This window comes from Streptomyces sp. NPDC127108 (assembly GCF_042677545.1).
Taxonomy (GTDB): Bacteria; Actinomycetota; Actinomycetes; order Streptomycetales; family Streptomycetaceae; genus Streptomyces.
This window is the reverse complement of record NZ_JBHXTE010000019.1, coordinates 57,517-82,304: the sequence shown is the minus strand read 5'-3', so window position 1 is coordinate 82,304 and position 24,788 is coordinate 57,517. Positions and strand designations below refer to the sequence as shown.

Genomic DNA, 24,788 nt, shown 5'->3' with positions numbered 1-24,788 from the left:
CGTTCACTTCAGGAAGTCCGAGCACACGTACGTTCCCGGGCGGGTGTCGCCCCTCGGGCGGAGTGTGACGCGGATGTCGTCGGTCTGGGTCGTGCCGTTGCTGTCGGCCATGGCTCGGGCCCTTGCGATGCTGCACACGAGTTGGCCCTTCAGGTTCCGGTTTTCCACGGGTGATCCGAGGAGTGCTCCCTGTGGGATGTGGACAGTGACCCTGTCGCCGTCCACGGTGGCGTCGTAGCTGCCGTCGTCCCCCAGCAAGGTGGTGAGTCCTGCGTCGCGTTCCGATTCCACCGGGCCGACCAGGAGGTACTTGATGACGGCTTTGGGGTCCGTGACCTGGGACGCGGGGATGCCGGGGCGGGCGACGCCCTCCAAACGCCCCGCCTGCGATACGAAGTAGAGCCGCAGCCCCTTGGTCAGGCCCCCGGCCGCCTCGCCGCCGTCCAGGACGCCGGTGGGGCGGACCCCGCATCCGGCGAGCAGCAGGGCGGCCAGGGTCGTCAGGGCGGTGGCGGTGAGCTTGTGCTTCGGGCGGGGCGGCCTCATGGGGTCTCCTCTTCCGGGCGCCGCCACGGCAGCCGCAGTGTGAACACCGCGCCGCCTTCGGGGGCGTTGGCCGCCTCGATGGTGCCGCCGTGCAGGCGGGCGTTCTCCAGGGCGATGGCGGTGCCGAGGCCGCTGCCCTCGGAGCGGGTGCGGGCGGAGTCGGCCTTGTAGAAGCGGTCGAAGACGTGGGCGAGGGTTTCGGGCGGGAGGCCGGGGCCGCGGTCGGCCACCTCCACGGTCAGCCAGTCGCCCGCCGGGTCGGTGGCGAGGGTCAGGGCCACGGGGGCCGCTCCGTGGCGCAGGGCGTTGCCGACGAGGTTGGCCACGATCACGTCGACGCGGCGGCGGTCGACCATCGCCCGGACGCCGTGGGGCAGTTCGGTGCGTACGCGGTCGGTCAGGGCTCGCAGGGACAGCGTGGCGGTGACGGCTTCCGCGAGGTCGGTGGGGGTGAGGTTGAGGTGTGCCGCGCCCGAGTCGAAGCGGGACATCTCCATCAGGTCGTCCACGAGCCGGGAGAGCCGCGCCGTCTCCTCGCTGACGGTGCGGGCCGCGTGGGCCGTGTCCGGCGGCAGCGCGTCCGCGTCCTCGTCGAGGACGGTGGCGACCATCGTCATGGCGGCGAGCGGGGTGCGCAGTTCGTGCGAGACGTCGGCGACGAAGCGCTTGGCCCGCGCGTCCTGCTCGCGCAGTTCGGCGACGGACGCCTCCAGGGCGTCCGCGGTCTCGTTGAAGTCCCTTGCCAGGTCGGCCAGTTCGTCACGGCCCCGGACCCGTACCCGGGACGTGAGGTCACCGGCCGCGTGCCGTCGGGTGGCGCGGCCCAGTTCGCGTACGGGACGCAGGACGGTGCCCGCGGAGAGCAGCGCGAGGACGGCGGCGAGCAGCACCACCGGCACGATGCCGTCCCGCACCGCGCCCAGGACACCGGCCGTCGCCTCGCTCTCCGCCCGCAGCGAGGTGATGGCGAAGGCGTCGAGGCCCGAGGGGGACGCGCCGTCGAAGGTGACGGGGGTGCCCACGACCAGGTAGGCGCCGCCGTTCCTCTCGACCCGCTGGAAGCTCATGCGGTTGCGGTCGCGCACCGCTTCGCGCAGGGCGGGCGTGATCCGCGAGCGGTCGGCAGACGCGTCGGACGACACGGTGAGGGAGCGGTACCGGGCCACGACCACGGCGTCGTCGCCGAGGCCGTCCGCGATGCCGGTGGCGAAGCGGGTCAGGGACACCTCGTCGGCGGGGACGTCGAAGTCCGCCGCGGCCTGCTCGACGCGGTTCTTGAAGGCGGCGCGCACCGCGTCCTGCTTGCGTTCGAGGACGGCGGTACGGGATTCGCGATACGCAAGGGCGGTCGCCGTGACCGCGCTGGCCAGGGCGATGAGGACGAAGGCCACGACGAGGCGGGCGCGGAGGCCGACGAGGCGTCGCAGCGCGCGGCGGGCCACCCTCACACCGGCCCGAACCGGTAGCCGAAGCCCCGTACCGTCTGGATGTAGCGCGGCCGCGCCGGAATGTCCTCGATCTTGGCGCGGAGCCTGCCCACCGCCGCGTCCACGAGCCGTGAGTCCCCGAGGAAGCCGTGCTCCCACACGGACTGGAGCAACTGCTCGCGGCTGAAGACGTGCGCCGGGGACGCCGAGAGTTCGAGGAGCAGGCGGAGTTCGGTGGGCGGCAGGGCGATGGGCGTGCCGCGCTTGGCGACGGTGAGCCCGGCGCGGTCGATGAGGAGGCCCGCGTGGTCCTCGCCCCGTGCCGTCTGGGAGGGTTCGGCCCGGCGCAGCGCGGCCCGGATCCTGGCCTCCAGGACCGGCGCGGTCACCGGCTTGACCACGTAGTCGTCGGCGCCCGCCTCAAGGCCCCGCACGATGTCGGTGTCGTCGCCGCGCGCGGTCAGCATGATCACGGGCACCGTGGACCCGCCCGCGCGCAGCCGTCGGCAGACCTCGAATCCGTCGATGCCGGGCAGCATCAGGTCGAGCACGGCGAGTTCGACGGCCGTGCCCGCCGGGTCGGCGAGGAGCGCGAGGGCGTCCTCGCCGGTGGCGGCGGTGGCGACGTCGTAGCCGTGCCTGCGCAGCACCAGTTCCATGCCGTCGCGCACGGACACGTCGTCCTCGATCAGCAGTACGTGGGCCATGCGGCCGATTATGCGTGAGGGTTTGCCCTGTTCAGGCCCGGTCGCGGGGGCCGGGAGCGGCGTTCCCGCGCATTGTTACGCGCTCATCATGCGGCCATGGACCGGCCACCATGTACGGGCCCGACGGTGGTCCGCATGAGCATCCACACCGCTTCCCGGGGCACCGCTTCCCGGAGCGCCCCTGCCCGGCGTCCCCTGAGCACCGCTGCCCGGAGCACCACACGCGTCCGCGTCGCCGCGGCCGTCGCCGCCCCCCTCCTCGCCCTCTGCGTCGCCTGCGGCGGCGGGGACGACGGCGTCAAGGACGAGGGGGTCGCCTCCGCCCCCGATGAGCCGACCTCGGCCGGGGCCTCCGGCAAGGACAAGGGCGAGGGCAAGGGCACGGGCGACGACGCCTCCAAGCCCGCCGCCGAGGGCAAGAGCGCCTTCTACGACGCCCAGATGACCTACGTCCGCTGCATGCGCGCCAAGGCCGGTCTGAAGGACTACCCCGACCCGAAGCTGAGCGGCTACCTGGACTGGTCGAAGATCGAGAAGCTCGTCGACCCGAAGGGCTCCGGCGAGGAGTACAAGGGTGGCAAGAACGGCGTCTGCGCCGACGAACTGCGCGCCGCCATGGACCTGGCGCCCAAGCGCGACGCGCAGAAGGACTACGAGTCGATGCTCGCGCACGCCAAGTGCATGCGCGACAACGGCGTCTCCAAGTTCACCAACCCCACGATGTCCGGCGGCAACGTCATCCCCGGCGGCGACCCGAGCCCCGCGAACCCGGCACTCGACCGGAACTCGCCCGCGTACGAACGGGCCCGGAAGGCCTGCGAGAGCAAGCTGCTCGAAGGCCTGGACGGGATGCAGTAGATGAGACGGCGTACGGGATTCCTCGTCGGCGGCGTCGCCGCGGCCGCCGTGGCGGTGGGCGCGGGCGCCCTGGCGTACGGGGGCGGCGGCTCCGACGACGGCCGGTCCGAGCGGCCGCCCGCCACCACCACCGTCACCAGGACCGACCTCGTGCTGTCCAAGACGGTCGACGGGAAGGTCGACTACGCGCAGCGGCGTGCCGTGAAGTCCGCCGTCCCGGGCACGGTGACGGTCGCGGCCCGCGAGGGCACCACGGTCACCCGCGGGCAGGCCCTCTACGAGCTGGACGACAAACCGGTCACGCTCCTGTACGGCCCGGTGCCCGCGTTCCGCGAGATGAAGGTCGGCGCCCGCGGCAGCGACGTACTGGAACTGGAGCGCAACCTCGTCGCGCTCGGCTACGGCGGCGGCCTCTACGTCGACCCGCGCTACGACCGGGCCACGGCCGCCGCCGTCAAGCGCTGGCAGCGGTCCCTGAACCGGACGCCGACCGGCAGGGTCGGCAAGGGAGACGTCGTCTTCCAGCCCGAGCAGGTCAAGGTCGTCCGCGCGGACGCGGCCCTCGCCGACCAGGTCGGCCCGGAGGCGCCCGCCCTCACCATCGCCTCCACCAGGCCCGTGGTCCGCGCCCAGCTCGACCAGACCGACGCCTCGCTCACCGCGAAGGGCACCAGGGTCGAGGTGACCCTGCCCAGCGGCACCATCAAGCGCGGCCGGGTCACCGGAACCGTGAAGCCGGAGGACTCCGGCGACGAGGAGGCGTCCGGGGACACCATCACCGTCGAGGTCTCCCTGGACGGCGGCGCGTCGGCGTCCGGCGAGGACGCCAAGGCCACGGCGAGCGTGAAGTTCGTCAGCGAGAGCCGCGAGGACGTCCTGACCGTCCCGGTCGAGGCGGTCGTCGCGCTGCGCGGCACGGACGGCGGCTACGGCCTCCAGCTCGTCGAGGGCCGTACGTCCCGGATGGTGCGGGTCGAGACGGGCCTGACGGCCGACGGGCGCATCGAGGTCAGCGGCTCGCAGCTCAAGGAGGGTCTCACGGTGGGGGTGGCCACGGAATGACGCTCACCCCGCCCGGACCTCCGCCTGGGCCTCCGTCCGGACCCGCGTCCGAACCTGCGTCCGGACCCGCGTCCGGATCGGCGCCCGGCCCGGCGCCAGGGCCCGCCCCCGTCGTCTCCGCCCCCGTCGTCGAACTGCGTGACGTCACCAAGTCGTACGCCGGTGACGTGCACGCCCTGCGCGGCGTCAGCCTCACCGTCCGCGCGGGCGAACTCCTCGCCGTCGTCGGCCCGTCGGGGTCCGGCAAGTCGACGATGCTGCACGTCGTCGGCACGCTCGACGCGCCCACGACGGGCACGGTCCGCGTGGCCGGGTACGACGTGGGGCGCCTGTCGGACGCACGCCTTTCCGCGCTGCGCGCACGCCACATCGGCTTCGTGTTCCAGCACTTCCACCTGGCCGCGGGCCGCGACGCCGTCGACAACGTCGCGGACGGACTCCTGTACGCGGGCGTCCCGCGCCGGGAGCGCCGCGCCCGTGCCCGCGCCGCCCTGGAGCGGGTCCGGCTCGGCCACCGCCTCGGCCACCGGCCCGCCGAGCTGTCCGGCGGCGAGAAGCAGCGCGTGGCCATCGCCCGCGCGCTGGTCGGCGAACCGGACCTGCTGCTCGCGGACGAGCCGACGGGCGCCCTGGACAGCGCGTCCGGCGAGGTCGTCATGGAGCTCCTGCACGAGCTGAACGCGGCGGGCACCACGATCTGCGTGATCACGCACGACCAGGAGATCGCGGACTCGCTGCCGCGCCGGGTCCGGTTCCGGGACGGCGAGATCGTGTCCGACTCCCGCTGCCAGGATCCGAGTTCACGTCTCCAGAGGGCGAGTTCACGCTGCCAGGAGGCGAGTTCACGATGACTTCCACTCCCCCGCGCAAGCCGCCCCGGCTCAAGCCCTCCCCGCTCGCGCCCCACGACGTCCTGCGCCTCGGCGCCGTCGGCCTGCGCGCCCGGCGGGCCCGGGTCGTCCTGTCCGCCCTCGGCATCGCCATCGGGATCGCCACGATGGTCGCCGTGGTGGGCCTGTCCCAGTCCAGCAAGTCGGACCTGATGGCGCGGCTCGACCGCCTCGGCACCAACCTCCTCACCGTCGAGGCGGGCGAGGACAGCCGGGGCAACGAGCTGAAGCTGCCGAAGTCGGCGGTGGCGATGGTCGAGCGGATCGGACCCGTCCAGCACGCCACGGCCACCGGGAACGTCGACGCCAGGATCCGGCGCAGCGACGTGGTGCCCGAGGAGCGGTCGGCGGGCGTCACCACCCAGGCGGCCCGCACCGACCTCCTCGACGCCCTCAACGCCCGCGTGGCCAAGGGGATCTGGCTGAACGCGGCCAACGAGCGGCTTCCCGTCACCGTCCTCGGCTCGGTCGCCGCGGAGCGCCTCGGCATCACCGAGCCGGGCGGGAAGATCATGATGGACGACGAGTACGTCGTCGTGGTGGGCATCCTGGAGCCCGTGGAGCTGGTCCCCACCCTGGACCGGGTCGCGATGATCGGCTTCCCGGCCGCCGCGACCCACTTCCGCTTCGACGGCCACCCCTCGATGATCTTCGAGCGGTCCCCGGACGGAACGGTCGAGGACGTCAGGGCCGTCCTCGCCCGCACGGTCAGCCCCGGCGCCGAGGGCTCCGTGAAGGTCTCCCGGCCCTCGGACGCGCTCGCCGCGAAGGCGGCCACCGACAAGGGCCTGACCAGCCTGATGCTCGGCCTGGGCGCGGTGGCGCTCCTGGTCGGCGGGGTCGGCGTGGCCAACACCATGGTCATCTCGGTGCTGGAGCGCCGGCAGGAGATCGGTCTGCGGCGGGCGCTCGGCGCCACCAGGAACGCGGTCCGCCTGCAGTTCCTCACCGAGTCCCTGCTGCTCTCGGCGCTCGGCGGCGCCGCGGGCGCGGTGCTCGGGGCGGCGGCGACGTTCGGCTTCGCCCTCGCGCAGGGCTGGACGGCGGTGGTCCCGCCGTGGTCGGTGGCGGCCGGGTTCGCGGCGACGCTGCTCATCGGCGTGCTCGCGGGCCTCTATCCGGCGGTGCGGGCCTCGCGGCTGCATCCGACGGTCGCCCTGAACGCCACGTGAGGCGGCGCCCGCGTCTCACGTGGCGCGCCCCTCGCGCCTCCCGGCGGCCCCGACGCCTCCCGGCCCGTGCGTCTCCCGGTGGCCCCTAAGTCTCCCGGCCCTTGCGCCGCCGCAGCCCCGCGTCCGTCAGCCGCCGCACCAGCTCCTTGGACCCGACCGCGACCGCCCCGGCCCGCACCGCGTCCTCGTACCGGTGCGCGGGCAGGTCGTAGTGGTCCCGCTCGAAGGCCCGCTCCGGCACCCCGATGCGCTCGGCGAAGGCGTGCAGCTCCTCGTACGACTCGTCGCTGACCAGGTGCGACCAGAGGCGGCCGTGGCCGGGCCAGACGGGCGGGTCGATGTAGAGGGTCACCGGTGCACCGACCCGAGCGAGCCGACGGCCGCGACGACCACGCCCGCCTTCGCGCACACCCAGTGCGGGTCGGGGCCCAACTCCGGCTCCACGTCGAGGGCGTGCGGGTCGCCCGAGCCGCACACCGGGCACAGCGGCCACCGTCCGTACCGCTCCAGGAGGGCGTCCTGCACGTCCTGCGCGACGAGCCCGGCGACGAAGTCGACGCCCTCGGGCCACTGCTCGACCCACCACCGGCGCTGCGCCACGGAGTCCTCGACGAACGACACGACGTCCGACTCTGCCACCTCGTCCGCGACCAGGTCGGCGAGGACCAGCGCGCGGGCCGCGTGCAGCGCCCGCTCCAGCGGGCCGACGGGGACGGAGGATGCGGAGGAGTCCATACAGCCATTGTGCGCCCCGCCGCGCGCCGGGCGTCCCCCGGCCGGTCCAGGCCCCGGACGTCGGGGGTCTTGACCCGCCCCGGCCCCGAAAATATCTTTCAAGGGTGACCCATGACGTGAAGGAAATTTTCGCGGGCGGCGCGCCCCCGGCCCCGGCCGCCCTCGCGGCCAAGGTCCGCACGCTCGCGCCGTCGATGACCCGCTCCATGCAGCGGGTCGCCGAGGCCGTCGCGGGCGACCCGGCCGGCACCGCCGCCCTCACCGTCACCGGCCTCGCCGAGCTCACCGGCACCAGTGAGGCCACGGTGGTCCGCACCGCCCGCCTGCTCGGCTACCCCGGCTATCGCGATCTGCGCCTCGCCCTCGCCGGGCTCGCCGCCCAGCAGCAGTCGGGCCGCGCCCCCGCCGTCACCGCCGACATCGCGGTGGACGACCCCATCGCGGACGTGGTGGCGAAACTCGCGTACGACGAGCAGCAGACCCTCGCCGACACCGCGGCCGGACTCGACACCGTCCAGCTCGGCGCGGCCGTCACCGCGCTGGCCTCGGCCCGCCGCGTGGAGGTGTACGGCGTCGCCGCGTCCGGGCTCGTCGCCCAGGACCTCGTACAGAAACTGCTGCGCATCGGCCAGGTCGCGCACGCGCACTCCGATCCGCATCTGGCCGTCACCAACGCGGTGACGCTCCGCGCCAAGGACGTCGCCATCGCGATCACGCACTCCGGGTCCACCGGCGATGTCATCGAGCCGCTGCGGGTCGCCTTCGAGCACGGGGCGACCACCGTCGCGATCACGGGACGGCCCGACGGGCTCGTCTCGCAGTACGCCGATCACATACTGACCACGTCCACTGCTCGTGAGAGCGAGTTGCGGCCCGCGGCGATGTCCTCTCGGACGAGTCAGCTGCTGGTCGTGGACTGTCTGTTCGTGGGGGTCGCGCAGCGGACGTACGAGACGGCTGCGCCTGCGCTGGCCGCGTCTTACGAGGCCCTGGCTCACCGGCACAGCCCTCGCGGGGGCGCCGGCAGTCGTTGAGTCCCCGTCGGCCGGGGCTGGCCCCGATCGGCCTTCGGCCTCGTCCTCAAACGCCGGACGGGCTGAACTAGTTCCTCCAGTCCGAAATGTCACCCCTCTCCCCCGAAAGAGCCGCACCCCCATGACCTCCACGCCCACCGGGCCCGCCGCCTACGGCGAACTCCGTGCCCAGTTGGAGACCCTCACCACCGAGGCGTTCCGGCCCGAGCTCTCCGAGATCGACCGGCTGCCCACGGCGGAGATCGCGAAGATCATGAACGGCGAGGACGCGTCCGTTCCCGCGGCCGTCGCCGAGCAGGTGCCGCGGATCGCCGCCGCCATCGACGCGACCGCCGAGCGCATGGCCCGCGGCGGGCGGCTGATCTACGCGGGCGCGGGCACCGCCGGACGGCTCGGGGTGCTCGACGCCTCCGAGTGTCCGCCGACGTTCAACACCGACCCGGGCGACGTCGTCGGCCTCATCGCGGGCGGCCCGTCCGCCGTGGTCACCTCGATCGAGGGCGCCGAGGACAGCAAGGACCTGGCCGCCGCGGACCTGGACGCGCTGGACCTCACCGCCGACGACACCGTGGTCGGCGTGTCCGCCTCCGGCCGCACGCCCTACGCCGTCGGAGCCGTCGAGCACGCCCGCGCCCGCGGCGCGCTCACCATCGGCCTGTCCTGCAACGCCGACAGCGCCCTCGCCGCGGCGGCCGAGCACGGCATCGAGGTCGTCGTCGGACCCGAACTCCTCACCGGCTCCACCCGGTTGAAGGCGGGCACGGCCCAGAAGCTCGTCCTCAACATGCTGTCGACGATCACGATGATCCGCCTCGGCAAGACCTACGGGAACCTGATGGTCGACGTGCGCGCCTCCAACGAGAAACTGCGCGCCCGCTCCCGCCGCATCGTCGCCCTCGCCACCGGCGCCTCCGACGAGGAGATCGAAGCGGCCCTCGCGGCCACCGACGGCGAGGTCAAGAACGCCATCCTCACCCTCCTCGGCTCCGTCGACGGCCCCACCGCCGCCCGCCTCCTCGACGAGTCCGACGGCCACCTCAGGGCGGCGCTCGACAACTCCCGTACCGCATGAACGGGAGTCAGCCCGTCCATCTCCCGGACAGGAACGTCACCGCGAACAGCGTGCTCAGCGGCGCGAGCACGCACAGCCCCGCGTACCCGCGCCACGGCGCCCTGAGGCTCCAGGCGGCCAGGCCCGTCCACAGCGGCCACCACAGGAGGGTCGCGCGGGGCACGGACGTGTACCAGTACGAGGTGCCGAGCGCCCACAGGTTGAGGGCGATGTACACCGCCTCGGGCCACCTCCGGCGCCACAGCAGCCAGCCGAGCAGGGCCAACCCGACGACCATGGCGGCCAGTTCGGCCTGGGACATCAGGGCGTACCCGGTGGAGTAGCGGCCGTCGAACCCCGCGTCCCAGGTGTTGCCCCAGGCCTCCCACGGCGGGTGGAAGGTGCGGTACCAGCCGCGCTCCTGGGCGTGCTTCCAGGCCATCCAGTCGCCGGTGCGGTCGTACAGGTACAGCGTGTACGCGAGGGCGGGCAGCGCGGGCAGCGTCAGCCAGGGCAGTCGGCGCCAGTCGCGGCGGCCGTCGCGGGCGAGCAGGAAGTCGACGGCCAGGGCGGCGGCCAGGAAGAGCCCGCTGACACGGGTCGCCGTGGCGCATGCGGCGAGGGTCGCCGCGAGCGGCCAGCGGCCCGACCGGGCGGCGAGCCAGGCGGGCAACGCGAAGGCGAGGAAGAGGGATTCGGAGTAGCCCGCGGCGAGGAAGACGGCGCAGGGCGACAGGAGCACGACGAGGACGGCACGCCGGGCGACGGCGTCCGCGCCCCCGAGCCGGACCTCCGCGCCCCCGCCCGTGCGCGACCCCGCACCCGCACCCAGGCCCAGGCCCCTGCCCGTGCCCGTGCCCGCGCCCCCGAGCCTGGCCACGCGGGCCAGCGCGAGCATCGCGACCGCGCCCGAGACCAACGAGATCAGCAGCCCGGCCGCCACCCAGTCCGGCACGACAAGGCGCACCGCCCGCAGCACCAGCGGGAACCCGGGGAAGAACGCCTCCTCGTTCTCGAAGCCGTCCGCGTACCCCGGCGCGGGCCCGAAGTAGCCGTACTCCGCTATGTGCCGGAAGTGCGTCCAGTCCCACTGCTCCCACACCGAGAGCAGCCCGGGCGCCTCCTTGGCACGGGAGTTCGCGGGAAACAGCCACCCCACGCAGTACCCGGTGATCAACAGCCCCACCCGCGTGCACACATACACCTGGAGCACGAAGCGGTCGGTGGCGTCGAGGCGCCCCGCGAGCCGCCGCAGCACCCCACGCCCACCGCCGGGCCGCCGCTCCCGCTCCCGCTCACGGACGTCGGGCCAGGGCGGGCGCGGGGAGGGCCGGGTGGCGGTGGTCGCCGGTGCCGCTGGCATGCGTGATCTCCGTTCGGGCGCGCGGAATCGCCCGGCGGCGCAGGGTGCGCCGCCGGTCGGTGGATGCTGCGGGGGTGCCGGTCAGGGGCGGGAGCCGACCGGGGTCAGTCGGGGCCGTCCGTCATGTCCGACGTCGGGGGCGGGGAGGTCCCGGCGCCCCGGTACGGAGTCTCGGTCGGGCCCTGGGTGCCGGTGGTCGGCGGCGCGGTGCCCTGGGGGTACGTCGGCGAGTGGCTCGGGTCGGCGTCGGCGGAACTGCCGGAGGTGCCGGTCGTGGCAGGCGGCGTGCTGGGGTCGGGCGCACCGGTGGTCTCGGTCGGTCCCGGCGACGACGAGGCGTCGGTGGGCCCGGAGGTGGGGTCGGGCACCGGGTCGCCGGAGGAGGGCGCGGGCAGCGGGTCGCGGGTGTCGGCCGGGGACACCCGCTCCTCGGACCCGGCGATCCCGGCGGCGACCGCGCCGCCCATCCCGCCGCACAGCAGCACGGCACTGGCCGCGAGCACGGCGAACCTGCGCCGCCGCACCCGCTCGCCGCGGGCCGTGACCACGGGCGCGGGCGCCGGGTCGCTGCCGCGCTCCGCCGCCGCGGCAAGGTCCCGGAGCGCGTCCGCCAGCGAATCGTCCAGCGGATCGTCGTGGTGGGCTTCAGTCACCGTGCGCCTCCTGGGTACGGGGGTCCTGCAAGCGGTCGGCGAGGGCGGCCCGCCCCCGGGACAGATGCGTCTTGACCGTGCCGGTGGACTGGCCCGTCTCCGCGGCGATCTGCTCCACCGACAGATCGCAGATGTAGTGCAGCGCCACCGTCCTGCGCTGCTGCGGGGAAAGACCCTTCAGCGCCTCGACGAGGACCACGGAACCGGGGTCGGGCGCGGCCGCGGGCGGCGCGCCGCCGTGCCGCTGCCAGGCCTGCTCGCTGCGCCGCCGCCCGTGCCACCGGCGCACGGCGAGCCGCCAGGCCACGGTGCGGATCCACGCCTCGGGCGCGGCCTCCTTCACCAGACGCCCGCGCCTGCTCCAGGCCCTGACGAACGCCTCCTGCACGACGTCCTGCGCCTCCTGCAGGTCGCCGAGCATCACATACAGCTGGCCGGTGAGCCGTCGGACCGCGTGGGCGTAGAACTCCTCGAACTCCTCAGCGGTCAATGACGTGCTCCCCATCTGGTCGGTACAACCTCTCTAGACCTGCGGGGGTGGGTTCGGTTGACACGGGGCGGGAGATTTTTTCGCCGGGAGGCTCCTGCCGGGGACGCCCCGGAGAAAGGGCCCGGCGACGCCCCGGAGAAAGACCCCGGGAACGCCCGAGGGCGGCACCCCCTGAGACAGGGAGTGCCGCCCTCGTTCGCGTACTGCGACGAACTGCCGATCCGCGAGGGATCAGAAGTCCATGTCACCGCCCGGCATGCCGCCCGGAGCGCCCGCAGCGGCGGCCTTCTCCGGCTTGTCGGCGATGACGGCCTCGGTGGTGAGGAACAGCGCGGCGATGGACGCGGCGTTCTGCAGGGCGGAACGCGTGACCTTCGCCGGGTCGATGATGCCCTCGGCGATCATGTCGACGTACTCGCCGTTCGCGGCGTTCAGGCCGTGACCGACGGTCAGGTTGCGCACCTTCTCCACGACGACGCCGCCCTCGAGGCCGGCGTTGACCGCGATCTGCTTCAGCGGGGCCTCCAGGGCCAGCTTCACAGCGGCGGCACCGGTGGCCTCGTCACCCTCGAGCTCGAGCTTCTCGAAGACCGAGGAAGCCTGCAGCAGGGCCACGCCACCACCGGCGACGATGCCCTCCTCGACGGCCGCCTTGGCGTTGCGCACGGCGTCCTCGATGCGGTGCTTGCGCTCCTTGAGCTCGACCTCGGTCGCGGCACCGGCCTTGATGACCGCGACACCGCCGGCGAGCTTCGCCAGGCGCTCCTGCAGCTTCTCGCGGTCGTAGTCGCTGTCCGAGTTCTCGATCTCGGCGCGGATCTGGTTGACCCGGCCCTGGACCTGGTCGCTCTCACCGGCGCCGTCGACGATGGTCGTCTCGTCCTTGGTGATGACGACCTTGCGGGCGCGGCCGAGCAGGTCGAGACCGGCGTTCTCCAGCTTGAGGCCGACCTCCTCGGAGATGACCGTGCCACCGGTGAGGATGGCGATGTCGCCGAGCATGGCCTTGCGGCGGTCGCCGAAGCCCGGGGCCTTGACGGCGACGGACTTGAAGGTGCCGCGGATCTTGTTGACGACCAGCGTGGACAGGGCCTCGCCCTCGACGTCCTCGGCGATGATCAGCAGCGGCTTGCCCGACTGCATGACCTTCTCCAGGAGCGGAAGGAGGTCCTTCACGTTGGAGATCTTGGAGTTGACGATCAGGATGTACGGGTCGTCGAGCGACGCCTCCATACGCTCCATGTCGGTGGCGAAGTACGCCGAGATGTAGCCCTTGTCGAAGCGCATACCCTCGGTGAGCTCCAGCTCCAGACCGAAGGTCTGGGACTCCTCGACGGTGATGACGCCTTCCTTGCCGACCTTGTCCATGGCCTCGGCGATGAGCTCGCCGATCTGGGTGTCGGCGGCGGAGATGGAGGCGGTGGAAGCGATCTGCTCCTTGGTCTCCACGTCCTTGGCCTGCTCGAGCAGGGCGCCGGAGACGGCCTCGACGGCCTTCTCGATGCCGCGCTTGAGGGCCATCGGGTTGGCGCCGGCCGCGACGTTGCGCAGGCCTTCCTTGACGAGCGCCTGGGCGAGGACGGTCGCGGTCGTCGTGCCGTCACCGGCGACGTCGTCCGTCTTCTTCGCGACCTCCTTGACCAGCTCGGCGCCGATCTTCTCGTACGGGTCCTCGAGCTCGATCTCCTTGGCGATGGACACACCATCGTTGGTGATCGTGGGGGCGCCCCACTTCTTCTCGAGGACGACGTTGCGACCCTTGGGGCCCAGGGTCACCTTGACGGCGTCGGCGAGCTGGTTCATGCCGCGCTCGAGGCCGCGCCGTGCCTCCTCGTCGAACGCGATGATCTTGGCCATGTGAAGTGGTCCTCCCGGACGGGGTGGAAAAGCAAACGGATCGTGCTGGTGCCCGCGACGGACGGCCTGCGCGCCGTGTGGTTCCTTGCCCCACCCGGCCTGCGGACCTCACCGACCCGATCCAAGTTCTGTCACTCTCACTCGTAGAGTGCTAACGCCAATGATTAGCACTCGACCCCCGCGAGTGCAAGGTCGCCCCCGGGTCTCGTACGAGGACTCGCCGCTCCCGCACGGGACCCCGCGCGCCCCGGGCGGAACTCCCCGATCTTGCAACGCCGAAGGGCCCGCGCCCCGTTCCCGGGGTGCGGGCCCTTCGTCTGCGTCGCGTCGGTGGCCGATCGCGTCAAGCCGCTAGACGGCGAGCTTGACCATGTCCGCCTGCGGACCCTTCTGGCCCTGCGAGATCTCGAACTCGACTCGCTGACCTTCTTCCAGGGTGCGGTAGCCGTCCATCTGGATCGCGCTGTAGTGGACGAATACATCCGCACCACCGTCGACCGCGATGAAGCCATATCCCTTCTCCGCGTTGAACCACTTGACGGTGCCCTGAGCCATGCCTAACTCCCCTATTACTGGCCCTTGCGCAGACCCGCACTTCGCGGACCCGGGTCAGACCTCACTCCCCATGGGTTGGGGGTGTGCGCCGGAACGCGTCGACCGCGGCTGAATGTATCTGTCCAACTGCCCTCTGCAACAGGTCAATCGGACGAGAATTCTGGGCACGCGCTATCGGAGATTTCCGGAGAATTCCATGGAATTCAGGGCAAGTCGGGCCCGACAAATGCCGCATAAGGTTCAAATAGGCAGGACACTTTGGCTACTTCTTGTCGGCTCCGCGGCCGACTTCGAATATGCGCGCGGCACTGCTTGCGCCGAGAGCGGCGCTCCATTCCCAACTGTACCGCGCTCAACCATACAGAATTGCCCCCTCCGCTTCTCTCGCGGAGGGGGCATTCCCGGTGACTCTGCGTGCGTTCAGCCGCCGGCGACGGCAGGAATGATCGAAACCCCGGCGCCGTCCGGCGTCACGGTCTCAAGGCCCTGCTCGAACCGCACGTCGTCGTCGTTCACGTACACGTTCACGAACCGCCGCAGCTTGCCCTGGTCGTCCAGGACCCGGGCGGCGATGCCGGTGTGGTTCTTCTCCAGATCGGCGATGACCTCACCGAGGGTGCCCCCCTCGGCGGCGACCTCGGCCTGACCGCCGGTGTAGGTGCGGAGAATGGTGGGGATGCGGACGTTGACACTCATGGGGATGCCTTTCTGGGGTGCCGGGAAGGTCAGCTGGCCAGGCCCGCGGCGCGGAACGCGTCGAGGCTCGGGCGGATCGTCGCGGTCGCCTGGGACGTCGCGGCGACCGCGTCAAGCGTCTTGAGCCCGTCTCCGGTGTTGAGCACGACGGTGGTGAGCGAGGGGTCGATGAGGCCCGCCTCGATCAGCTTCTTCGCGACGCCGACGGTCACCCCGCCCGCGGTCTCCGCGAAGATCCCCTCCGTGCGGGCGAGCAGCTTGATCGCGTCCACGACCTGCTCGTCGTTCACGTCCTCCACCGCCCCGCCGGTACGCCGCGCGATGTCGAGGACGTACGGACCGTCGGCCGGATTGCCGATGGCGAGCGACTTGGCGATGGTGTCCGGCTTCTGCGGCCGGACGACGTCGTGGCCCGCCTTGAACGCGGTGGACACCGGCGAGCAGCCCTCCGCCTGCGCCCCGAAGATCTTGTACGGCTTGTCCTCGACCAGACCGAGCGCGATCAGCTCCTTCAGACCCTTGTCGATCTTCGTGAGCTGGGACCCGGAGGCGATCGGGATCACGAGCTGGTCGGGAAGGACCCACCCCAACTGCTCGCAGATCTCGTACGCGAGGGTCTTGGAGCCCTCGCCGTAGTACGGCCGCAGGTTGACGTTGACGAAGCCCCAGCCCTCGCCCAGCGGGTCGCCGATCAGCTCGGAGCAGAAGCGGTTCACGTCGTCGTAGTTGCCCTCGATGCCGACGAGCTCGCCGCCGTACACCGCGGCCATGACGACCTTGCCCTGCTCCAGGTCGTGCGGGATGAACACGCAGGAGCGGAAGCCCGCGCGGGCGGCGGCGGCGCCGACGGCACCGGCGAGGTTGCCCGTGGAGGAGCAGGACAGCGTGGTGAAGCCGAAGGCGCGGGCGGCCTCGAGGGCCTGCGCGACGACGCGGTCCTTGAAGGAGTGCGTGGGGTTGCCCGAGTCGTCCTTGATGAACAACTTGCCCTGGTCGACGCCGAGTTCGGCGGCGAGGTTGTCGGCCTTGACGAGCTTGGTCCAGCCCGGGTTGAGGTTCGGCTTGTCGGCCACGTCGGCGGGGACGGGCAGCAGCGGGGCGTACCGCCAGATGTTGGCGGGGCCGGACTCGATCCGCTTGCGCAGGGCCTCCGGGTCGCCGAGGGGAAGGTCGTAGGCGACTTCGAGGGGGCCGAAACACTCGGCGCAGGCGAAGATGGGGCCCAGGTCGAAGCGGGTTCCGCACTCGCGGCAGGAGAGTCCGGAAGCGGGTCCGAGATCGACGGTGTCCGCGGCGGGGGCGGTGGTGGCGACAGTCTGCACAGCCATGGAGGCGAGGCCCTTTCTCCTCATCTTCCTCGCGGCGCATCTCGCCGCGAGACGGAATTGGCACCTTCCCGAGCCGGGAGCCTCGCGGCGCCGCGCTGGCGGCGGCTTACGAGACCGGCTGGAGGGTTGCCGGGGCTTCAACGGGCCGTATCCCTCTGCCCCTCTGGATGAGCGGTATTCGATTGTGACGCCCGGGACCCCCGACATGCGATGGTCACCGGCGTTGTTCAAGACTGTAACCGAAGCCTTGGACCCTTGAGATAGTCGTCCGATGCGCGAGATGGATCACAACCGGGAGGACGCGCGTGCTGGAAGAGGTCGAGCGCTGGCTGAGCAGGCGTTCCTGGTCCGTCGCCGACCGGGCGCCCGGCGCCCTGACAGCCGCCAAGCGTGCCCTCGGCACCTCGGTGAGCGTGGTGCTGCCCGCCCTCGACGAGGAGGAGACGGTCGGCGGGATCGTCGCCGAGATCCGCAGGGAGCTGATGGAGCGGGTGCCGCTCGTCGACGAGCTCGTGGTGATCGACTCCGGCTCCGCGGACCGGACGGCCGAGGTGGCCGCGGCCGCCGGGGCCCGGGTGGTGCACCGGGACGGGATCCTGCCGCGGCTGCCCGCCGTACCGGGCAAGGGCGAGGTCCTGTGGCGTTCCCTCCTGGTCACCCGCGGTGACATCGTGGCGTTCGTCGACGCGGACCTGAAGGAGTTCTCGGCGGACTTCGTCTCCGGCATCGTGGGGCCGCTCCTCACGGAGCCGGACGTGCAGTTCGTGAAGGCGATGTACGACCGCCCGATGACGGTGTCCGACGGCCCCGCGGCCGAAGGACCCGCGTCCGGCGCGACGGCCGGGCAGGGCGGCCGGGTCACCGAGCTGATGGCGCGGCCCCTGCTGAACATGCACTGGCCGCAGCTCGCGGGGTTCGTGCAGCCGCTCGGCGGCGAGTACGCGGCCCGCAGGTCGCTCCTGGAACGCCTCCCCTTCCCCGTCGGGTACGGCGTGGAGCTCGGCCTGCTCGTCGACGCGCTGCACACCGTGGGCCTGGACGCGCTCGCGCAGGTCGACGTGGGAGTGCGCAGGCACCGGCACCAGGACGGGCAGGCGCTCGGGCGGATGGCGGCGGCGATCTACCGCACCGCGCAGCTGCGGCTCGCCCGCGCCCATCTCGTCCGCCCCGAGCTGACCCAGTTCGTCCGCGGCGAGCACGGCTTCGAACCGCGGACGTACGCGGTGGACACGGAGGAGCGGCCGCCGATGGCGGAGGTCGCGGAGTACGCGGAGCGACGGGTGGCCTGAGGGGTCGGGCGGGGGCGCCCGGCGGGTGGGGTCATGGGGGTCGGGTCGCACGCGTCCGGCGGCTCGTGTCGTGCCCGTCGGTGGCTCGTGTCGCGCCCGTCGGTGGCTCGTACCGCGCCCGTCCGGCGGGTCGTATACGGTCCGCTCGTCGCCCGCACTCGGGGCGTGGTGGGCGGTCTCCGGGTGGGGACGTGACGTTCCCCGGCCCTACGTTTGAGCGTTTGCGCGAACGGCTAGGTTTCGGCACATGGCTTCCGAGCAGGCGGGCGCAGCCCAGGTCCTCGTCGCGTCCAACCGCGGCCCGGTGACGTACTCCCTCGGTGCCGACGGGACACTCGACGCCAAGCGCGGCGGCGGCGGCCTCGTCTCCGGGCTCAGCGCCATCGGCGACGAGGCCGACGCCCTGTGGGTGTGCTCGGCGCTCGGCGACGGCGACCGGGAGGCCGTGCGGCGCGGGGTCGGCGAGCCGGGGGTGCGGATGCTCGACATCGACGCCGCCGTGCACGCCGACGCGTACAACGGCGTCGCGAACTCGGTGCTGTGGTTCGTGCACCACATGCTGTACCAGACGCCCCTGGAACCCTCCTTCGGGCCGGAGTTCCGCGCCCAGTGGGCCGCGTACGAGACGTACAACCGGGCCTTCGCCGAAGCCCTCGCGGGCGCGGCGGCGCCGGGCGCGGCCGTCCTAGTGCAGGACTACCACCTGGCCCTGGTGCCCGGCATGCTCCGCGAACTCCGCTCCGACCTGCGCATCGGCCACTTCTCGCACACGCCCTGGGCGCCCGTCGACTACTTCCGGCTGCTGCCCGACGACATCGCCGAACAGCTCCTTCGCGGGATGCTCGGCGCGGACCGGCTCGGCTTCCTCACCGGGCGCTGGGCGGACGCCTTCACGGCGTGCTGCGTGGCGGTCCTCGGCGGCACGTCAGGGACCCGGATCGGGGTGCACGGGCTCGGGGCCGACCCGGACTTCCTGCGGGAACGGGCGCGGCGCCCCGACGTCGAGGAGCGCCTCGCCGCGCTGCGGGAACAGATCGGGCCCCACCGGAAGGTCATCGTCCGGGTGGACCGGACCGAGCTGTCCAAGAACATCGTGCGCGGACTGCACGCCTACGAGCGGCTCCTCGCCGAGCGGCCCGAGTGGCGGGAGCGGGTCGTGCACGTCGCCTTCGCCTATCCGTCGCGGCAGGACCTCGCCGTCTACCGCGACTACACCGCGGCGGTGACGCGGGTCGCCGACGCCATCAACTCCGCGTACGGCACCGCCGGTTGGACGCCGGTCGTCCTCCACGTCAAGGACGACTTCGCCCGCTCCCTCGCCGCCTACCGGCTCGCCGACGTCGCCCTCGTCAACCCCATCCGGGACGGCATGAACCTCGTCGCCAAGGAGGTCCCCGTCGTCTCCGACGAGGGCTGCGCGCTCGTCCTCTCCCGCGAGGCCGGGGCGTACGAGGAGCTCGCCGAGGACGCGCTCACCGTCAACCCGTACGACGTGTCCGCGACGGCCGCCGCGCTCCACGAAGCCCTCCTGATGCCCCCCGCGGAGCGCGCGGAGCGCACCAAACGCCTGGCCGCGGCCGCGACCGCCCTCCCCCCGACCCAGTGGTTCCTGGACCAACTCCACGCCTTGCGCACCCCCTGACCCACCGCTCCGCGGCGGGATGTCTCCCACCCCGCCCGCCCGTTTCCAGTCGACCGCGGGGTGAACGTCTCCAGCGGGGGCCGGCCACCGTCGGCGGGTGCGGGTGCGGGTGCGGGTGCGGGTGGGGGCCGGGCGCGAGGGCGGGTGCGGTGCGCATACCTCTGTGGGCAATCGTCCCGCAAGGCGGGACGGGTGGGCACAGCCCAGGCCGACGGTGCCATGACGGCAGGGGAAGGCCACAGCCCAAGCGTGCCGAGCCGTTACGGCAGTTGGTGTGCCACCGCCGACAGGAGGGCGACCACGCCGGCGGGACCTTCGGTCACCACGTCCGCGCGGGCGGCGAGTTCCGTGACCTCGGGGCTGCCGCTGCACACGAGGAGCCCCCGCACCTCCCCGTCGGACCGCAGCTTGTCCACCGCCGTGAAGGCGGGCACGTCCCCGAGGTCGTCCCCGGCGTACAGGACGGACTCGGCGCCCACCTCACGTACGTAGTCGACGAGGGCGACCCCCTTGTCGACACCGGGCGGCCGCAACTCAAGGACGAGACGTCCGGGTTCGACGATCAGCCCGTGCCGGACGGCGAGCTCCCCGAGCGGCCCCCGCAACGCGTCGAACGCGGCCTGCGGATCCCGCGCCCGCCGCGTGTGGACGGCGACGGCCCGCCCCTTCTCCTCGATCCAGGTCCCGCGCCACGCCCCGATCGCGTCCAGGAAACCGGGCAGCTCGGCCCGCACGGCGGCGACACCGGGATGCGGCTCGGCGGCCTGCACGGTCCCGGTGACGGCGTCCCACCGCTCGGCCCCGTAGTGCCCGAGCACGACGAGGTGTTCGAGCCCGGGGACCCCGGCGAACCCGCCGTAGCGGACGGCGACCCCCGCGGGCCGGCCGGTGACGACGGCCACGGACCGGACCTTCGGCGCGAGCGCGGCCAGCGCGGGCACCGCGTCGGGGTGGGCCCGCGCCCGTTCGGGATCGGGCACGATCGGCGCGAGCGTGCCGTCGAAGTCGAGGGCGATCACGGCACGTTCGGGCCGGGCCAGGAGCGCGGCGAGTCCGTCCCGCCCGGCGGGCGTGAGCGGCTGCGGCAAGGAGTGCGGCAGGGAGTGCGTCGGGTCACCCATGGGCCAGACCCTAACGTCAACGCTCGGCGCGCCGCGCCTGTCGAACCCGTCGCAGTCGGTTCACGGTGACGGGATCGTGGGCGAGGGCCCGCTCGTCGTCGAGGAGGGCGTTCAGGATCTGGTAGTAGCGGACGGGGGCGAGCCCCAGCTCTTCCCGGATGGCCCGCTCCTTGGCGCCGGGCCCGGCCCAGTTGCGCCGCTCGAGCGCGAGCACGTCCTTGGCTCGCCCGGAGAGGCCCCCCGGCTCGGGAGGCCCGTCGGGCGGCTCGGGAAGCCCGTCGGGCCCGGGCTGCGTGTCGTCCGTCATGACGACCACGCTAACCCCGGCGCCCCCGCGTCACTGCGCGCTCTCCTCCGCGGCCGCCTTCGACTCGATCTGCCCGAGGATGGCCTCGGGGTCGCCGTTCTTGTCGACGGTCTTGCCGATGTACTTCTTGATCTGCACGGAGACCTGCGCCCAGGACGTCTTGCCGACCGGGTACAGCTGCGAGGCGGGCAGTTCCTTCAGGAACTCGCCGAGCTTCGCGGAGTCCTGCTTGTTCTCCGCCATCTCCTGCGACGCCGACGTCGTGACGGGAAGCAGGTCGTACTCGCGGGAGAAGTCCAGGACGTTCTTCGTGCTGTAGACGAAGTCGAGGAACTCGCCGATCTCCTTGCGGTGGCCGTTCTGCTTGAAGGCCATCATCCAGTCGGCGACACCCATCGTGGACTGGGCCTTGCCGTTGACGCCGGGCATCGGAACCATGCCGTACTTCAGGCCCTTCTTCGAGGCCATCTGCATCAGCGTGGGGTGCCCGTTGAGCATGCCGACGTCACCGCGCGTGAACGCGGCGAAGGCCTCGGCACGGTCGAGTTCGGCGGGCGCGGTGGGGCCGGTGAGGCCCTTGCCGACCAGTTCGTTCTTCAGCCAGGTGAAGGTCTGGACGTTCTGCTTGGAGTCGATGTCGTACGAGCCGACGTTGTCGGTGTAGCCGCCGCCCCCGCTGAGCAGCCACTGCATCGTCTCGGCCTGCGCCTCCTCCGGGCCGAGCGGCAGCGCGTAGGGGATCTTCACGCCGCGCGCCTTCAGCTTCTGCGCGGCGGCCTGGAGCTCGGTCCAGCTCTGCGGCGGCTTGATCCCGGCGCTCTTGAACAGCTTCTCGTTGAAGAAGAGCAGGCGCGTGGACGCGGCGAACGGCATGCCGTACTGCACCCGGTTCACCTCGCCGGCCTTCGAGAGCGGGGCGAGGAAGTCGGCCTGGGTGGGGATGGAGAGCAGGTCGTCGGCGGAGTACAGCTTGTCCTGCGCGGCGTAGTCGGCGTACGCGCCGATCTGGGCGAGGTCGGGGGCGTTCCCGTCCTTCACCATCTCCTTGACCTCGCGGTCGACGTCCGTCCAGGAGTGCACGGTCACATCGACCTTGATGCCCGGGTGCTCGGCCTCGAACTTCTTCGTCAGCTCGCCCCAGTACTTCTTGGAGCTGTTGGCGGCGGAGTCGCCGTAGTCGGCGGCCACGAGTTTGAGGGTGACGTCGCCGGAGTCACCGGAGTCGCCGCCGCAGCCGGCGAGCAGCGCCGTCATGCTCAGTGCGGCCACCGCCGCGGTCAGACCTGTCACGCGCCGCTGCACTGCTGTTTCCCACCCTCGTCGTACGAATGAACCGCGAGTTTCCCTCGCGTCCGGATACAAGGTCTACACCACCCGAGTATCACTTCTGCAACGGCCTTGCCTTATTGCCCCCCCTCCCACCGGCGCTCCGCGCCGGGTCCTCAGTCGCCGGACGGGCTCTCTCCCACCCACCCGCCCAAACTTGCACCACCAGCCCAACAGCCCGGCACCTCCAGCCCGCCTCGGCGAAGTAGTTTTCAGCCCGTCCGGCGTTTGAGGACGAGGCGCGAAGCGCCGATTCGGCGGAGGCCCGTCCCACCCGCACGGGACACCCACCCCCTGGGGTCCAGGGGCGCAGCCCCGGTTTCGGAGAAGGGGCGGGACTGGGGCGCCCCGCGAGGGCCCGACCGGAACGCAGGTGGACTAGACCTCTCGCGGGGTCACACGCGACACTGTCCCCGTGAGACATGTCATCGCCCTGGACGTGGGCGGCACAGGAATGAAGGCCGCCCTGGTAGGGGCGGACGGCACGCTGCTGCACGAGGCCCGCCGCCCGACCGGCAGGGACCGCGGCGCGGACGCCGTGGTCGAGTCGATCGTAGAGTTCGCAGCCGACCTGAGGGCCCACGGAGTGGCGCACCTAGGCGAACCGGCGGCAGCCGCAGGCGTGGCCGTACCGGGCATCGTGGACGCCGACCACGGCATCGCGGTGTACGCGTCCAACCTCGGCTGGTCCGACGTACCGCTGCGCGACCTCCTGAGCGCCCGCCTGGAAGGCATCCCCGTGGCGCTCGGCCACGACGTCCGCACGGGCGGCCTCGCCGAGGGCCGCGTGGGCGCGGGCAAGGGCGCCGACCGCTTCCTCTTCGTCCCGCTCGGCACCGGCATCGCGGGCGCGATCGGCATCGACGGCACCATCGAGCCCGGCGCCCACGGCTCCGCGGGCGAGATCGGCCACATCGTCGTACGCCCCGGCGGCCCCCCGTGCGGCTGCGGCCAGCGCGGCTGCCTGGAGCGCCTGGCGTCGGCGTCCGCGGTGAGCAAGGCCTGGGCGGAGGCCAGCGGCGACCCGACGGCGGACGCGGCGGACTGCGCGAAGGCGGTCCGCTCCGGCGACCCCCGCGCCCTCGCCGTCTGGCAGAACGCGGTCGACGCCCTCGCCGACGGCCTGCTCACGGCCCTCACCCTCCTGGACCCGCACACCCTGATCATCGGTGGCGGCCTCGCGGAGGCCGGGGAAACCTTGTTCACACCGCTGCGCACGGCGGTCGCCGCCCGCGTGGTCGAGTTCCAGACGCTGCCGGAGATCGTCCCGGCGGCACTCGGCGACGCGGCGGGCTGCCTGGGCGCGGGCCTGCTCGCCTGGGACCTGCTCGAAGCCACCGCGCAGACCCCGGCCGCCACCACCGCACCGGCGACGACCGACGCCACCACCACCAACCCCGCGACCCCGACTCCCCGGAGGTAACCACCAGATGGCCACTAGCAAGGTGCTCGCCGGTGCCCAGGTGGTACTGCCCACCGGGACCGTCCCGGGCGGCCGCGTGCTCGTGTCGGACGACGGCCGCATCACGGGGAGCCCGCCCGCGGACGCCGAGACGATCGACCTGACCGGCCACTGGCTGGTCCCCGGCTTCGTCGACATCCACAACCACGGCGGCGGCGGCGCGTCCTTCACCAGCGGCACGGCCGAGGACATCCTGCACGGCGTCCACACGCACCGCCTGCACGGCACCACCACCACCGTGGCCTCGACGGTCACCGGCGAGATGGACGTCCTGGCGCAGCGCGCGGGCCTGCTCTCCGAGCTGGCCGAGCAGGGCGACATCGCGGGCGTCCACTTCGAGGGCCCGTTCATCTCGCCGTGCCGCAAGGGCGCCCACAGCGAGGTCCTGCTGCGCGACCCGGACCCGGCGGAGGTCCGCAAGCTCATCGACGCGGCCCGCGGCCAGGCCCGCATGGTCACCCTCGCCACCGAGCTGCCGGGCGGCCTCGACTCCGTACGCCTGCTCGCCGAGCACGGCGTGATCGCGGCGATCGGCCACACCGACGCCACGTACGAGCAGACGAAGGCCGCCATCGACGCGGGCGCCACCGTCGCCACGCACCTCTACAACGCCATGCCCGGCCTCGGCCACCGCGCCCCCGGCCCCATCGCCGCCCTCCTGGAGGACGAGCGGATCACCGTCGAGCTGATCAACGACGGCACGCATCTGCACCCGGCCTCCTTCGAGCTGGCCTTCCACCACGCGGGCGCGGACCGCGTCGCCCTGATCACGGACGCGATGGACGCGGCGGGCTTCGGCGACGGCACCTACCACCTGGGCCCGCTGGAGGTCGAGGTGAAGGACGGCGTCGCCCGGCTCGCCGAGGGCGGCTCCATCGCCGGGTCCACGCTGACCCTGGACCGCGCGTTCAAGCGGTCGGTGACCGTCGACAAGCTGCCCGTCGAGGACGTCGTCGCCGCGATCTCCGCGAACCCGGCGAAACTCCTCGGCATGTACGACCGCGTCGGCTCCCTGGAGCCGGGCAAGGACGCGGACGTCGTGGTCCTGGACGCCGAGTTCACGCTCAAGGGCGTGCTGCGCAAGGGCGATTGGGTCATCGAACCGTAATTCACCCCATAACAGCGGCGGTTGGTCCGAAGTCTGGGCCAACCGCCTTCTTTTTGGCATGATCAGAGCCCGCAAGCCGCACACGCGCACAGCACGCGGATCCGTGGTC

Annotated in this window: 25 protein-coding genes and 1 riboswitch; of the genes, 10 read left to right on the top strand and 15 right to left on the bottom strand. The window is 72.5% G+C overall.

Annotation, left to right across the window (positions count from 1 at the left end; translation table 11 throughout):
* Nucleotides 1–3: 3 nt before the first annotated feature.
* Genes ACFVHO_RS17845 through ACFVHO_RS17835 form a run of 3 tightly spaced genes read right to left on the bottom strand, consistent with a single transcriptional unit; the run spans nucleotide 4 to nucleotide 2,680 of the window.
* Entirely contained in the window at nucleotides 4–546 is a 543-nt protein-coding gene (locus ACFVHO_RS17845) for a hypothetical protein (RefSeq protein WP_385714932.1), read from the bottom strand.
* Nucleotides 543–1,988 carry an ATP-binding protein gene (locus ACFVHO_RS17840; protein ID WP_385714929.1) on the bottom strand — a complete coding sequence of 482 codons (1,446 nt, stop codon included), beginning with the start codon at nucleotides 1,986–1,988 and terminating at the stop codon, nucleotides 543–545. The genes ACFVHO_RS17845 and ACFVHO_RS17840 overlap by 4 nt, the downstream gene beginning before the upstream one ends.
* A gap of 2 nt (nucleotides 1,989–1,990) precedes the next feature.
* Nucleotides 1,991–2,680, bottom strand: a complete 690-nt coding sequence (locus ACFVHO_RS17835) for a response regulator transcription factor (RefSeq protein WP_385714926.1) — start codon at nucleotides 2,678–2,680, stop codon at nucleotides 1,991–1,993.
* Between the two features lie 135 nt (nucleotides 2,681–2,815).
* Between ACFVHO_RS17835 and ACFVHO_RS17830 the strand changes: the two genes are divergently transcribed.
* Genes ACFVHO_RS17830 through ACFVHO_RS17815 form a run of 4 tightly spaced genes read left to right on the top strand, consistent with a single transcriptional unit; the run spans nucleotide 2,816 to nucleotide 6,662 of the window.
* Complete coding sequence (locus ACFVHO_RS17830; RefSeq protein ID WP_385714923.1) at nucleotides 2,816–3,538, top strand: hypothetical protein; 723 nt, start codon at nucleotides 2,816–2,818, stop codon at nucleotides 3,536–3,538.
* On the top strand, nucleotides 3,539–4,600 hold the full coding sequence (locus ACFVHO_RS17825) for a peptidoglycan-binding protein (protein ID WP_385714920.1): 1,062 nt from the start codon (nucleotides 3,539–3,541) through the stop codon (nucleotides 4,598–4,600).
* Nucleotides 4,597–5,451, top strand: coding sequence for an ABC transporter ATP-binding protein (locus tag ACFVHO_RS17820; RefSeq protein ID WP_385714917.1), 855 nt, complete (start codon nucleotides 4,597–4,599; stop codon nucleotides 5,449–5,451). Before ACFVHO_RS17825 ends, ACFVHO_RS17820 begins: the two co-directional genes overlap by 4 nt.
* Nucleotides 5,448–6,662, top strand: coding sequence for an ABC transporter permease (locus tag ACFVHO_RS17815; protein WP_385714914.1), 1,215 nt, complete (start codon nucleotides 5,448–5,450; stop codon nucleotides 6,660–6,662). Before ACFVHO_RS17820 ends, ACFVHO_RS17815 begins: the two co-directional genes overlap by 4 nt.
* 85 nt (nucleotides 6,663–6,747) lie before the next feature.
* Here the strand turns inward: ACFVHO_RS17815 and ACFVHO_RS17810 are convergent, their stop codons facing one another.
* Complete coding sequence (locus ACFVHO_RS17810; RefSeq protein ID WP_385714911.1) at nucleotides 6,748–7,014, bottom strand: DUF4031 domain-containing protein; 267 nt, start codon at nucleotides 7,012–7,014, stop codon at nucleotides 6,748–6,750.
* Nucleotides 7,011–7,397, bottom strand: a complete 387-nt coding sequence (locus tag ACFVHO_RS17805; protein WP_385714908.1) for a hypothetical protein — start codon at nucleotides 7,395–7,397, stop codon at nucleotides 7,011–7,013. Before ACFVHO_RS17805 ends, ACFVHO_RS17810 begins: the two co-directional genes overlap by 4 nt.
* A gap of 104 nt (nucleotides 7,398–7,501) precedes the next feature.
* Here ACFVHO_RS17805 and ACFVHO_RS17800 point away from each other — a divergent pair, with 104 nt between their 5' ends.
* Together ACFVHO_RS17800 and murQ are read left to right on the top strand one after the other, a co-directional pair.
* Nucleotides 7,502–8,431, top strand: a complete 930-nt coding sequence (locus ACFVHO_RS17800) for a MurR/RpiR family transcriptional regulator (RefSeq protein WP_385714905.1) — start codon at nucleotides 7,502–7,504, stop codon at nucleotides 8,429–8,431.
* Nucleotides 8,432–8,552: 121 nt separating this feature from the next.
* Nucleotides 8,553–9,503 carry an N-acetylmuramic acid 6-phosphate etherase gene (murQ, locus tag ACFVHO_RS17795; RefSeq protein WP_385714902.1) on the top strand — a complete coding sequence of 317 codons (951 nt, stop codon included), beginning with the start codon at nucleotides 8,553–8,555 and terminating at the stop codon, nucleotides 9,501–9,503.
* A 7-nt stretch (nucleotides 9,504–9,510) separates the two neighbouring features.
* Here the strand turns inward: murQ and ACFVHO_RS17790 are convergent, their stop codons facing one another.
* From ACFVHO_RS17790 to thrC, 7 genes are all read right to left on the bottom strand, one after another.
* Nucleotides 9,511–10,845, bottom strand: a complete 1,335-nt coding sequence (locus tag ACFVHO_RS17790; protein WP_385714899.1) for a mannosyltransferase family protein — start codon at nucleotides 10,843–10,845, stop codon at nucleotides 9,511–9,513.
* A gap of 104 nt (nucleotides 10,846–10,949) precedes the next feature.
* The gene (locus ACFVHO_RS17785) at nucleotides 10,950–11,498 is read right to left on the bottom strand and encodes a hypothetical protein (RefSeq protein ID WP_385714897.1); all 549 of its coding nucleotides are present in this window, start codon (nucleotides 11,496–11,498) and stop codon (nucleotides 10,950–10,952) included.
* Nucleotides 11,491–11,988, bottom strand: a complete 498-nt coding sequence (locus tag ACFVHO_RS17780) for a SigE family RNA polymerase sigma factor (RefSeq protein WP_385714894.1) — start codon at nucleotides 11,986–11,988, stop codon at nucleotides 11,491–11,493. The genes ACFVHO_RS17785 and ACFVHO_RS17780 overlap by 8 nt, the downstream gene beginning before the upstream one ends.
* A 231-nt stretch (nucleotides 11,989–12,219) precedes the next feature.
* The gene (gene groL, locus ACFVHO_RS17775) at nucleotides 12,220–13,845 is read right to left on the bottom strand and encodes a chaperonin GroEL (RefSeq protein WP_380846361.1); all 1,626 of its coding nucleotides are present in this window, start codon (nucleotides 13,843–13,845) and stop codon (nucleotides 12,220–12,222) included.
* Between the two features lie 351 nt (nucleotides 13,846–14,196).
* Entirely contained in the window at nucleotides 14,197–14,400 is a 204-nt protein-coding gene (locus tag ACFVHO_RS17770) for a cold-shock protein (protein ID WP_005315736.1), read from the bottom strand.
* 420 nt (nucleotides 14,401–14,820) lie between these two features.
* Nucleotides 14,821–15,096, bottom strand: coding sequence for a MoaD/ThiS family protein (locus tag ACFVHO_RS17765; protein WP_385714891.1), 276 nt, complete (start codon nucleotides 15,094–15,096; stop codon nucleotides 14,821–14,823).
* Nucleotides 15,097–15,125: 29 nt separating this feature from the next.
* The gene (thrC, locus tag ACFVHO_RS17760; protein ID WP_385714888.1) at nucleotides 15,126–16,448 is read right to left on the bottom strand and encodes a threonine synthase; all 1,323 of its coding nucleotides are present in this window, start codon (nucleotides 16,446–16,448) and stop codon (nucleotides 15,126–15,128) included.
* Nucleotides 16,442–16,598, bottom strand: a riboswitch (SAM riboswitch). It overlaps the preceding gene by 7 nt.
* 131 nt (nucleotides 16,599–16,729) lie before the next feature.
* On the opposite strand from thrC, the gene ACFVHO_RS17755 reads away from it, so the two are divergent.
* Both ACFVHO_RS17755 and ACFVHO_RS17750 read left to right on the top strand, forming a co-directional pair.
* Complete coding sequence (locus ACFVHO_RS17755; protein ID WP_385714885.1) at nucleotides 16,730–17,713, top strand: glucosyl-3-phosphoglycerate synthase; 984 nt, start codon at nucleotides 16,730–16,732, stop codon at nucleotides 17,711–17,713.
* Nucleotides 17,714–17,960: 247 nt separating this feature from the next.
* Nucleotides 17,961–19,355, top strand: coding sequence for a trehalose-6-phosphate synthase (locus tag ACFVHO_RS17750; RefSeq protein WP_385714882.1), 1,395 nt, complete (start codon nucleotides 17,961–17,963; stop codon nucleotides 19,353–19,355).
* Between the two features lie 260 nt (nucleotides 19,356–19,615).
* Here the strand turns inward: ACFVHO_RS17750 and otsB are convergent, their stop codons facing one another.
* From otsB to ACFVHO_RS17735, 3 genes are read right to left on the bottom strand one after another with little or no spacing between them, the layout of a single operon-like run.
* Entirely contained in the window at nucleotides 19,616–20,476 is an 861-nt protein-coding gene (gene otsB / locus ACFVHO_RS17745; RefSeq protein WP_385714879.1) for a trehalose-phosphatase, read from the bottom strand.
* Nucleotides 20,477–20,492: 16 nt separating this feature from the next.
* Nucleotides 20,493–20,783: a DUF3263 domain-containing protein gene (locus tag ACFVHO_RS17740; RefSeq protein WP_385714876.1), complete on the bottom strand. Its 291-nt coding sequence runs from the start codon at nucleotides 20,781–20,783 to the stop codon at nucleotides 20,493–20,495.
* Between the two features lie 30 nt (nucleotides 20,784–20,813).
* Entirely contained in the window at nucleotides 20,814–22,037 is a 1,224-nt protein-coding gene (locus ACFVHO_RS17735; RefSeq protein WP_385715153.1) for an extracellular solute-binding protein, read from the bottom strand.
* Nucleotides 22,038–22,524: 487 nt separating this feature from the next.
* Between ACFVHO_RS17735 and ACFVHO_RS17730 the strand changes: the two genes are divergently transcribed.
* Both ACFVHO_RS17730 and nagA read left to right on the top strand, forming a co-directional pair.
* Nucleotides 22,525–23,532, top strand: coding sequence for an ROK family protein (locus tag ACFVHO_RS17730; protein ID WP_385714873.1), 1,008 nt, complete (start codon nucleotides 22,525–22,527; stop codon nucleotides 23,530–23,532).
* Nucleotides 23,533–23,539: 7 nt separating this feature from the next.
* Nucleotides 23,540–24,679, top strand: a complete 1,140-nt coding sequence (gene nagA, locus ACFVHO_RS17725) for an N-acetylglucosamine-6-phosphate deacetylase (protein ID WP_385714870.1) — start codon at nucleotides 23,540–23,542, stop codon at nucleotides 24,677–24,679.
* The last annotated feature ends 109 nt before the right edge of the window (nucleotides 24,680–24,788 follow it).

Coding starts and splice junctions, on each gene's coding strand:
- ACFVHO_RS17740 (WP_385714876.1), bottom strand. CDS start 20,783: ATGACGGACGACACGCAGCCCGGGCCCGACGGGCTTCCCGAGCCGCCC.
- ACFVHO_RS17765 (WP_385714891.1), bottom strand. CDS start 15,096: ATGAGTGTCAACGTCCGCATCCCCACCATTCTCCGCACCTACACCGGC.
- ACFVHO_RS17790 (WP_385714899.1), bottom strand. CDS start 10,845: ATGCCAGCGGCACCGGCGACCACCGCCACCCGGCCCTCCCCGCGCCCG.
- murQ (WP_385714902.1), top strand. CDS start 8,553: ATGACCTCCACGCCCACCGGGCCCGCCGCCTACGGCGAACTCCGTGCC.
- ACFVHO_RS17830 (WP_385714923.1), top strand. CDS start 2,816: ATGAGCATCCACACCGCTTCCCGGGGCACCGCTTCCCGGAGCGCCCCT.
- ACFVHO_RS17735 (WP_385715153.1), bottom strand. CDS start 22,037: ATGACGGCGCTGCTCGCCGGCTGCGGCGGCGACTCCGGTGACTCCGGC.
- ACFVHO_RS17815 (WP_385714914.1), top strand. CDS start 5,448: ATGACTTCCACTCCCCCGCGCAAGCCGCCCCGGCTCAAGCCCTCCCCG.
- ACFVHO_RS17770 (WP_005315736.1), bottom strand. CDS start 14,400: ATGGCTCAGGGCACCGTCAAGTGGTTCAACGCGGAGAAGGGATATGGC.
- nagA (WP_385714870.1), top strand. CDS start 23,540: ATGGCCACTAGCAAGGTGCTCGCCGGTGCCCAGGTGGTACTGCCCACC.
- ACFVHO_RS17825 (WP_385714920.1), top strand. CDS start 3,539: ATGAGACGGCGTACGGGATTCCTCGTCGGCGGCGTCGCCGCGGCCGCC.
- thrC (WP_385714888.1), bottom strand. CDS start 16,448: ATGAGGAGAAAGGGCCTCGCCTCCATGGCTGTGCAGACTGTCGCCACC.
- otsB (WP_385714879.1), bottom strand. CDS start 20,476: ATGGGTGACCCGACGCACTCCCTGCCGCACTCCTTGCCGCAGCCGCTC.
- ACFVHO_RS17835 (WP_385714926.1), bottom strand. CDS start 2,680: ATGGCCCACGTACTGCTGATCGAGGACGACGTGTCCGTGCGCGACGGC.
- ACFVHO_RS17820 (WP_385714917.1), top strand. CDS start 4,597: ATGACGCTCACCCCGCCCGGACCTCCGCCTGGGCCTCCGTCCGGACCC.
- ACFVHO_RS17845 (WP_385714932.1), bottom strand. CDS start 546: ATGAGGCCGCCCCGCCCGAAGCACAAGCTCACCGCCACCGCCCTGACG.
- ACFVHO_RS17805 (WP_385714908.1), bottom strand. CDS start 7,397: ATGGACTCCTCCGCATCCTCCGTCCCCGTCGGCCCGCTGGAGCGGGCG.
- groL (WP_380846361.1), bottom strand. CDS start 13,845: ATGGCCAAGATCATCGCGTTCGACGAGGAGGCACGGCGCGGCCTCGAG.
- ACFVHO_RS17750 (WP_385714882.1), top strand. CDS start 17,961: ATGGCTTCCGAGCAGGCGGGCGCAGCCCAGGTCCTCGTCGCGTCCAAC.